The 7,610-nt window shown below is 48.0% G+C and carries 9 protein-coding genes; 4 read left to right on the forward strand and 5 right to left on the reverse strand.

What is annotated here, in order from left to right; translation table 11 throughout:
- Window positions 1-1,397 precede the first annotated feature (1,397 nt).
- Genes T500_RS17085 through T500_RS0114550 form a run of 3 tightly spaced genes read left to right on the forward strand, consistent with a single transcriptional unit; the run spans window position 1,398 to window position 1,892 of the window.
- Window positions 1,398-1,544 carry a hypothetical protein gene (locus T500_RS17085; RefSeq protein ID WP_155267583.1) on the forward strand — a complete coding sequence of 49 codons (147 nt, stop codon included), beginning with the start codon at window positions 1,398-1,400 and terminating at the stop codon, window positions 1,542-1,544.
- Complete coding sequence (locus tag T500_RS0114545) at window positions 1,541-1,720, forward strand: hypothetical protein (protein WP_028908706.1); 180 nt, start codon at window positions 1,541-1,543, stop codon at window positions 1,718-1,720. The genes T500_RS17085 and T500_RS0114545 overlap by 4 nt, the downstream gene beginning before the upstream one ends.
- A complete protein-coding gene (locus T500_RS0114550) occupies window positions 1,701-1,892 on the forward strand; it encodes a hypothetical protein (protein ID WP_155267584.1) in 192 nt (63 codons plus the stop codon). The genes T500_RS0114545 and T500_RS0114550 overlap by 20 nt, the downstream gene beginning before the upstream one ends.
- Window positions 1,893-2,149: 257 nt before the next feature.
- Here T500_RS0114550 and T500_RS0114555 read toward each other — a convergent pair whose 3' ends face one another.
- The 5 genes from T500_RS0114555 to T500_RS0114580 all read right to left on the reverse strand — a co-directional run bounded on the left by T500_RS0114555 (window position 2,150) and on the right by T500_RS0114580 (window position 5,347).
- Complete coding sequence (locus T500_RS0114555) at window positions 2,150-2,641, reverse strand: hypothetical protein (RefSeq protein WP_028908708.1); 492 nt, start codon at window positions 2,639-2,641, stop codon at window positions 2,150-2,152.
- 4 nt (window positions 2,642-2,645) lie between these two features.
- Complete coding sequence (locus T500_RS17090) at window positions 2,646-2,801, reverse strand: hypothetical protein (protein ID WP_155267585.1); 156 nt, start codon at window positions 2,799-2,801, stop codon at window positions 2,646-2,648.
- Window positions 2,802-3,661: 860 nt separating this feature from the next.
- The gene (locus T500_RS0114570) at window positions 3,662-4,024 is read right to left on the reverse strand and encodes a hypothetical protein (protein ID WP_028908710.1); all 363 of its coding nucleotides are present in this window, start codon (window positions 4,022-4,024) and stop codon (window positions 3,662-3,664) included.
- Window positions 4,012-4,491, reverse strand: coding sequence for a D-Ala-D-Ala carboxypeptidase family metallohydrolase (locus T500_RS16755; protein ID WP_316930791.1), 480 nt, complete (start codon window positions 4,489-4,491; stop codon window positions 4,012-4,014). The genes T500_RS0114570 and T500_RS16755 overlap by 13 nt, the downstream gene beginning before the upstream one ends.
- Window positions 4,492-4,720: 229 nt before the next feature.
- The gene (locus tag T500_RS0114580; RefSeq protein WP_028908712.1) at window positions 4,721-5,347 is read right to left on the reverse strand and encodes a DNA-binding protein; all 627 of its coding nucleotides are present in this window, start codon (window positions 5,345-5,347) and stop codon (window positions 4,721-4,723) included.
- A 278-nt stretch (window positions 5,348-5,625) separates the two neighbouring features.
- On the opposite strand from T500_RS0114580, the gene T500_RS16580 reads away from it, so the two are divergent.
- Window positions 5,626-6,435 carry an ATP-binding protein gene (locus T500_RS16580; RefSeq protein ID WP_028908713.1) on the forward strand — a complete coding sequence of 270 codons (810 nt, stop codon included), beginning with the start codon at window positions 5,626-5,628 and terminating at the stop codon, window positions 6,433-6,435.
- The last annotated feature ends 1,175 nt before the right edge of the window (window positions 6,436-7,610 follow it).

Below are 7,610 nucleotides of genomic sequence, written 5' to 3' on the forward strand. Positions count from 1 at the left end.
AAAAAAAAACGAAAAACACAAACAATCGGTTATAAAATTCGACAAAAACAATAAAAATATTCAAATTTATAACCAAAACGATGGAATATGGGGGTATCCCCCAGGGAGTGTGGATGTGTGGTTGTTGGATGGATGTTGGTGACGGAGATGATGGGATGGATGTGTGGTGTGGGATGTCATTCGTTACATAGGGCCGAGGCCCTACCCAGGGCCAAGACCCTGGGCTAATTTATGAGCCCCCTACAGGGGCGGTGGATGGGTGGATGCCCATTCACGTAGGGCCGAGGCCCTACGCTCCGTTATATTGCCCTTTCAGGGCATTGGATAACCCCAAAGGGGTTTAATAACCTAGCCCAGGGGCTTGCCCCTGGGAATCAATCCGCGGCCCCTGTGTATTTGGGCCCCGCCAACAAATCCGCCCCTGTAGGGGGCTAATAACCTAGCCCAGGGGCTCGCCCCTGGGAATCAATCCGATTGATTACATACTCTTTTGCACATAGCGGAGCACGAAGATGACGAAAAGCACCCACACTGTGGGACTGATTTGGCGGATGCCCTTCATGCCCGTGCCGGTTTTCATCAGCACATACTTCATGCTCCATTATGAACTTCAACGTCGCCTTTTGAGATGGATTTAATTCGCCATTTAATTCGCCATTTAATTCGCCATTTAATTCGCCATTTACATACCCGTTTACACCCCCATTTACATACCCATTTACACCCTCATCCATCGACCTTCGCTTTCCCCCCACCCGAATGCCCCATCGGGGCAAAACAACCTAGCACAGGGCCTCGGCCCTGTGTACACTAACGTGTATAAAAAAATGCCCCTGTAGGGGGCAAATAAACCAGCGTAGGGGCTTGCTCCTATGACTCAATCCGATTGAACATGATAATATCATGTATAATACTGATATAGTTATTGTAAGAACTAGGTACGTATTATAGTTGAGTATAATACTACATTTACGATAATCTATACAGATCTATATAAACTTCCGACAATAATAATCTGTACATAGTTATGACAATAAGTATGTACATATACCCCAATGGGGGTGTGGGAGTTATTATCATCCATTCGTAGGGCCGAGACCCTACGCTATATTATACAGCCCCTTCAGGGCATAAAAAAAGGCCGACGCCCAACCAGCATCGACCCTATTATCTATCTATTATCTATCAACTATTTTCTCTCGTTTTCTTTATTATCGCCGTCAGCAGTTTCAGCAGTTCATCGTTATCCCCCTTCAGCGAGTCATACTCTTCACCCGCAAAGTGATTGCGAGAGACATCGGGAATACATTTTTAAGCAAAAAACAAAGTTTTTGGCATATAAGTTGCCATTATATAAGAAAAATATCTATCTTTGCACTCAGAAAACGTTTTCTATTATGAGTAATTCAAGGACTATAAACATCAAGAACCCTTCCAGGAAACTGGAGGAGCACATCCGCAAAATCGGCGTTCAGAAGTATTTGTGGATCGAGAAATTGTGCTCAGATGATACCGAGCCCACAAAAACCATCTACATCAGATGACAGAGGTTTATACACTGTGCTCCGAGAGTGGCGACGAGTACAAGCTACAGTTCACAACCGACCGTAGCGGAATTATTGCTAATGATATTTTAGACCAGCTCAGCGCACATGGCATCGAAGTTGCTGAAGTAGGCCTAGCCCGTGTGAAAGGCCAGAATGTCACCAGCCATGTTTAAGAGGTACCTCTCTCAGCATCAGGAGCTGGACATGTGTGATGATGAAATCAAAATTGACGGCGTAACAGAACCTTTTTTCTTCCACGTCATATACCACAAAGAGCATCAAACTTTTGCAGAAATGATTGCCGAAGGCCATATCAAAGATTTCGGCAAGCCTGATGCAGAATAAGCCCCCCTGTAATAGAACGACTACCTCCAATGTCATTTGGGGTCTTGGGTTCGAGCCCCAAACGGATCACAGAGCCGTTTTGAGGGGTATGGGTGAATGAATGGGGTAGGAGACCTGTTACATGATAATAAACCCGTGCAGAACTTCATGAGGTTCCTGGCGCACCTTAACCACCATTTCCCCTTCCCGATCTATAAATAAACCGCCAACCAAGTACTTCTACTTAGTTAGCGGTTATCTCTATAATTTGGGGGTTGCTATTTTTCAAGTACTTCCTTGATATCACTTCCAATCATAGAAGCCAACATCGAATGTCCATTTCTATAAATAACATGAACGTAGTACTTCTCATTAATTCCATTTATCTCAACCACCGAAAGCCTTACTCCATCTAACTGATGCTGTTTTACATATCTCTGGAACATCCTTTCAAACAGTCTACTTCTATATTCCTGCGGAGGCATTGAATTTTTCTTTGTGTTTGGAATCAAATTAAGGAAATCACAATAATAACAGATAATAAGATGCTCGTCACGAAGAAAAAACTCTGCAATCGTATTAGCCAATGCAGTCAAAACCTTTTGATTGGTTACATGCGAGCCTTCCAATCTTCGTAAATCTACACCAGCTATGTGTACATCACCTAAAGCATCAAGTACACTTTTTGATAAAATATCATTGCTTTCAGAAAGAGTAATATGATACACATCACCTTGTGGTGACTTAAATATCTTTACGAAGTCTTCCATCCGTTTATAATTGAACTACTTCTAGATTATCATAATCACCTTTATCCCAGCGATCCTGAATTTTCTGGAGTCTCTGAGCCTTCTCTTCGCCAATCTGCCTCATTTTTTTAAGCACCTTGTTCGAAGCATTTTTTATTGTAACATACTCAATCTGTTTCATATGCATATTGTAATTCCGCTGCAAAGATAATAAAAGATTCTCAAAATTATAGCATTTTATATACAAATTATACCAAAAATTATGCAAAAGCACATATAATTTGTAAATAGCGGAATCGATGTGCCGGCTGTAACGCCAAACAAAAACAAGAAAAAATCGAATTATTACCAAATATCACAAAAAACAAACCGCCAACCAAGTACTTCTACTTAGTTAGCGGTTACCTTTCAATTTATGTGGCCTTGGGGGGATGGTGGTGATGATGCGGGTGATTACTCATTCACATAGGGGCGAGCCCCTATGCTAAGATATGAGCCCCCTACAGGGGCAATGGATGCCAGGTACCTGGCAGGTTTGGAGTGCTATGATGGTACCGATTCAAGAGCTGCGGTGGTACCGATACAAGCGCTATGATGGTACCGTTTCGCCGATATTATCAATATTGCCCCTACAGGGCATAAAAAAGCGAAGGCCATTAGAACAATGACCTCCGCAAACCCACTTTTACTACCACTATCAGTACGATAATTGCACATATTACTGCAAAAATCCATTTCAAAAGATGGCTGATGGATGAAGTCTGATGGCTGACGTTTGCCTCCTTCACCACCACCGAATCTTTACGTTCAATATAGACAGTGTCCGTCTTCACAACCGTCTTTTGGTGCTCATCCCGCACACGGTCTCTGTCTCTGTATCTGTTTCTTTCTGTTACTTGAATTAGTCTGAGGGTATCCCCCTTGTCGTTTCGGTCAACAGTTATCGTGGTTACTTCGCGTAGCGTATCATGAATCTCTATATTTTGAACCACCACACTGTCCCTCAACTCTAAACCCTCGACTTTCAACTCTCGCTCTGAGCTAACCGCCTTGCGACTTGTGCTGCAGGCTGTCGTACACAGGGCAAGTATCCCTATGAGGGCAGCGGTCAATCTGCTGAATCGCATTTCGCAGTTCCGCTACTTCCTGCCGAAGCTCGCCCACTTCCCGCTGCAAGGGCTCAGCGATGTAGGTGCGCCACTCCGTCACGTAATCCTTACTCAGGTTCATGTCCTTCTGCCGATTGTCGGCCTTCAGGCTCTCAATTTCCTGCCGGTGTTTCCTGCCTGAAACGAACCATCCGCAGGTGCTCAGCAAGGTAAACAGTCCCAGTACTATCTCCGTCCCGCTCGACCATAAAAGGTCGCTTGCTACTGCAAGGACGCAAGAATTCATCTGCTCCATAGCTTGGCCCTCCTGTTTACTCCAGAGCGCTTCCAGCTTACGTGCAGAAACGTCGGATAGATAATCAACTGGTCGTACTTGCCGTTCTGCTCGATGATTTCAGCCAGTCGCTTGTTGTCGGTGCAACGCACATCAGCTGCTTCTCCGCGAAGATGTTGCGAATTAGCAACTCCACCTACCTCTTTATTATGTTTAGGGCATCTGTAACCCGAATTGACGATTATTGGTTTTCCGAAGCGTTCTCGTGCAGGATCGAGTACGTTCTCTACCAATGCAACGATATTCTCCCTAGCAACGGGAGGGAGTTCGCCGCAGCATCTGCAGACGAACTCCTTTTCCTTGAAGTATTTCATGGTGATTTCGGTTTTAGGTGGAGGGTGGAGGGATTTGGCTCTTACATAGGGCCAAGGCCCTACGCTGGGGTATGAGCCCCTTTCAGGGGCGATGGTGGGGTGTGGGCATCCCATTCGTAGGGCCGAGGCCCTACGCTTGGTTATTTGACCCCGATGGGGTCATGCAGAGCCCTGTAGGGGCTTTAGATTTTAGCGTGGGGGCTTGCCCCTACGTATACGGTTGCCCGTTTAAATCCGCCCCTGTAGGGGGCTCATAACTCCCTCCGCTCGGCTTTCTTGCTCTGGCAAGCGTCTCCTATCGTCGCCGAGCGGCCGCTTGGCTCGGCCAAGAACCTTCCATGGATCAGTTCATATCACTTCCGCCCCCAGTTGCTCCACCGTTGTTGCCCCCGTTGTTACCACCGGTATTCGAGCCACCGTTTCCGGTCTCTGAGCCCGTCGCGCTCGACCCATTGGTCGCTTCGCTAGTCGAAGAAGAGCCGTTGCCGCCATTACCCGTAGAACCGTTGTCCTCGGCCTCTGGGTCTTCGATGTCGCCCGAATCGCTCGAGGTCACGCGCTTCACCAGTTCGCCGTTGCGGTCGTAGCAGGTGATATTGATGGAGGTCTTAGCCAGTTCGTCCTTGATTTCGGTGTTTGGCACGAAGATCACGCGGCGACTGGTAATCAGGCTGGTGCCCACCTTATTGACATCGGCGACAGAAGAGGCACGAAGGCCGAATCGCATAGAGCCCAGTCCGGGGATGGCCACTGCATGACCCTCGGTGGCCCATGCTTTAATCACCTCGCCGATGGCGTCCCAGGCCGCGTTAATTGAGCCTCGGGTGATGCCTGAGCGCAGGCTGGCCTCGTTGATTACTTTGCTCTGCGAGAGCTTGTTGTAGAGTTCGGCCTGCATCACGTAGGCCCATTTTTCCTTGGTTTTGTCGAACGACACGTTGCGCTCGACGGCTTTTACTTTTATTGCCATAGTTGTTTACGTTTTTAAAGGGTTAATAATTTTGTTAGTGTCGCAGATTCGCATGTGCACCTGCTCGTCTTATTGACACTGCAAAATTACTGCTTTTCCCCCAACTAGGCAATGGTTGTCCCGAGCGCTGTGCGCGCTCTGTCCGGGATTTCGTGCGAGGGCCTTTCCCTCATAAAAATGTGGATTTTTAAAGATATTCCCTCATAAAAGTGCGGATTTATTTGTTTATTTCCTCATAAAAGTGTATCTTTGCAAATGAACTTATAACAATACATCACATGGAAAGAACTGTATATCAACGACTTCTCGAATGGAAGGGCTCTTCAGTCCGCAAACCGCTTGTGCTCTTAGGAGCCCGTCAGGTTGGAAAAACCTATATCCTCAAGGAATTTGGCCGCAATGAATTCAAGAACATCGTTTATATCAATTGTGACAACAACTCCTTCACCGACACCCTCTTCCGCGACTTCGACATCCAGCGCATCATCCATGCAATCGAGGTCAACTATGAGGTGAAGGTCGAAATTGGCCAGACACTGATCTTCTTCGACGAAATCCAGGAAGCCAAAGGCGGTGTGGCATCCCTCAAGTATTTCTGCGAGGATATGCACGACCTCCATGTTGTGGCAGCCGGTTCGCTCCTGGGGCTGGCTCTGCGCGAGGACGAGAACTTCCCCGTGGGCAAGGTCAACACCATCAAGATGTATCCCATGACCTTCACCGAGTTCAAGGGCGCCTTCACCGAGAGTTACTTCCTGCAAGAACTCGTCGGCATAGGAGGCATCCCCGCCTATTACTACAGCAAGGACAACTCCACGCTCGAGATTGAGTTCCTTGTCCAGTACGACGGTCAGGTGTTCCCGTGCGAAGTCAAGGCCGAGCAAAACGTCAAGGCCAAGTCGCTACGAACCTTCGTAGCCAATGAGTTCCCCGAGCTACGCTCGACCTATGGTCGCTTGCCACCGGAGGGACGCAAGAACCTCCATGGCCTCCGCTTCAGCATGCTTCCCTATGCAGATCAAGGTTGGATGGAGAACTATCCTCTGTCCGGTATTGCTGGCCGCTTCCATCCGCAGGAAGAGGACTAGTAATAAGAGAAAATCCTGAGAATTGAATGTGTAGCTTTGGCGTTTGTTGAAGGTGTTTTGTTGACCTGCAGTCGACATTGCTCACGCTCGGCAGAGCTAAAGCGAGCTTTGTTCTCCGCTCGCTCGTGCGTCGGTTCTGATGATTAATGCCTCTCATCATCACATGGAAGACACCAGTACTTGATTCCTTTCTCGCTTGTCTTGGCATGTTATACGTTTATCGCGGCAATTTTATGGCAATTATGCTGATGTCACTGACCTGTCCCCCTGCCATTTCGGGATTCCGTGAACAACCCCGACGGGGTTTAATAACACAGCTTGTCCCTACGATGTGGAAGGTCCCCACCCCACACCCCCATCTGCACGAGTTCTGCGAACACATGCCGATGGCACGAAATCGGTGTCCATCCGATGTTCATCCGATGGGATTGCTTGATATTCCCCACCCTCATACTCTTATCGATAAGAGCACTGCATGCACATATCGATAACCGAAAAGCGGTGTCAGCCCGATATTCATCCGGCTGGCGTATTTATCTTTCCCCGCTCCGTCGGATAGCCCAGACCTTCGTCCTGCGATTTCATCACAGACCTACGTCCTTGTCTCTCCGCCTTCGACTCCCACCCGCCCGAAAAAGGGGCTCTCTGCCCCTTAAACCCCGAGTGTTTCCAATGGTATAGATTAGGTTAATCTTTCACTGCGCGCCAGCCGATAAACAATATATCGCGTCGTCCCGCGATACCAAAACACACGAAAAGTCGTCGGTTTCTGCGACTTTGAGTTTGCATCCCCTTTGAAGGGGCCTTGGGGTAGCAGTCTTCTTTGGTTCCTTTTCTTCTGCTGTCAGAAGAAATGAACAATAACCTTTTGGCCCTTTTCGAAAAGGGCATAAAAAAAGGGGGCCAATACCCTCACGGGCATTGAACTCCCTTTGCTTTAGTGTCGGCTTCGCGCCTAGTTGACTTCGTCGACTGATGACGCGACTCGGCAGTGCTTAAGCAAGCTTATCACTGCTCTCGCTGCTCCATCAATTCATGTCGCTGCCGCCACTGCCGGGGTTGCCACCCGAATTACCACCGGTGTTGCCGCCGGTATCGCCACCTGAGCCCGAATTACCGCCGGTGTTACCTCCCGTGTTCGAGCCACCTGTGCCACCTGTGCCACCTGTGCCACC

The sequence above is a fragment of the Xylanibacter ruminicola Ga6B6 genome, assembly GCF_000687715.1.
Taxonomy (GTDB): domain Bacteria; phylum Bacteroidota; class Bacteroidia; order Bacteroidales; family Bacteroidaceae; genus Prevotella; species Prevotella ruminicola_B.

Coding starts and splice junctions, on each gene's coding strand:
- T500_RS17085 (WP_155267583.1), top strand. CDS start 1,398: ATGAGTAATTCAAGGACTATAAACATCAAGAACCCTTCCAGGAAACTG.
- T500_RS0114545 (WP_028908706.1), top strand. CDS start 1,541: ATGACAGAGGTTTATACACTGTGCTCCGAGAGTGGCGACGAGTACAAG.
- T500_RS0114550 (WP_155267584.1), top strand. CDS start 1,701: ATGTCACCAGCCATGTTTAAGAGGTACCTCTCTCAGCATCAGGAGCTG.
- T500_RS0114555 (WP_028908708.1), bottom strand. CDS start 2,641: ATGGAAGACTTCGTAAAGATATTTAAGTCACCACAAGGTGATGTGTAT.
- T500_RS17090 (WP_155267585.1), bottom strand. CDS start 2,801: ATGAAACAGATTGAGTATGTTACAATAAAAAATGCTTCGAACAAGGTG.
- T500_RS0114570 (WP_028908710.1), bottom strand. CDS start 4,024: ATGGAGCAGATGAATTCTTGCGTCCTTGCAGTAGCAAGCGACCTTTTA.
- T500_RS16755 (WP_316930791.1), bottom strand. CDS start 4,491: ATGGGATGCCCACACCCCACCATCGCCCCTGAAAGGGGCTCATACCCC.
- T500_RS0114580 (WP_028908712.1), bottom strand. CDS start 5,347: ATGGCAATAAAAGTAAAAGCCGTCGAGCGCAACGTGTCGTTCGACAAA.
- T500_RS16580 (WP_028908713.1), top strand. CDS start 5,626: ATGGAAAGAACTGTATATCAACGACTTCTCGAATGGAAGGGCTCTTCA.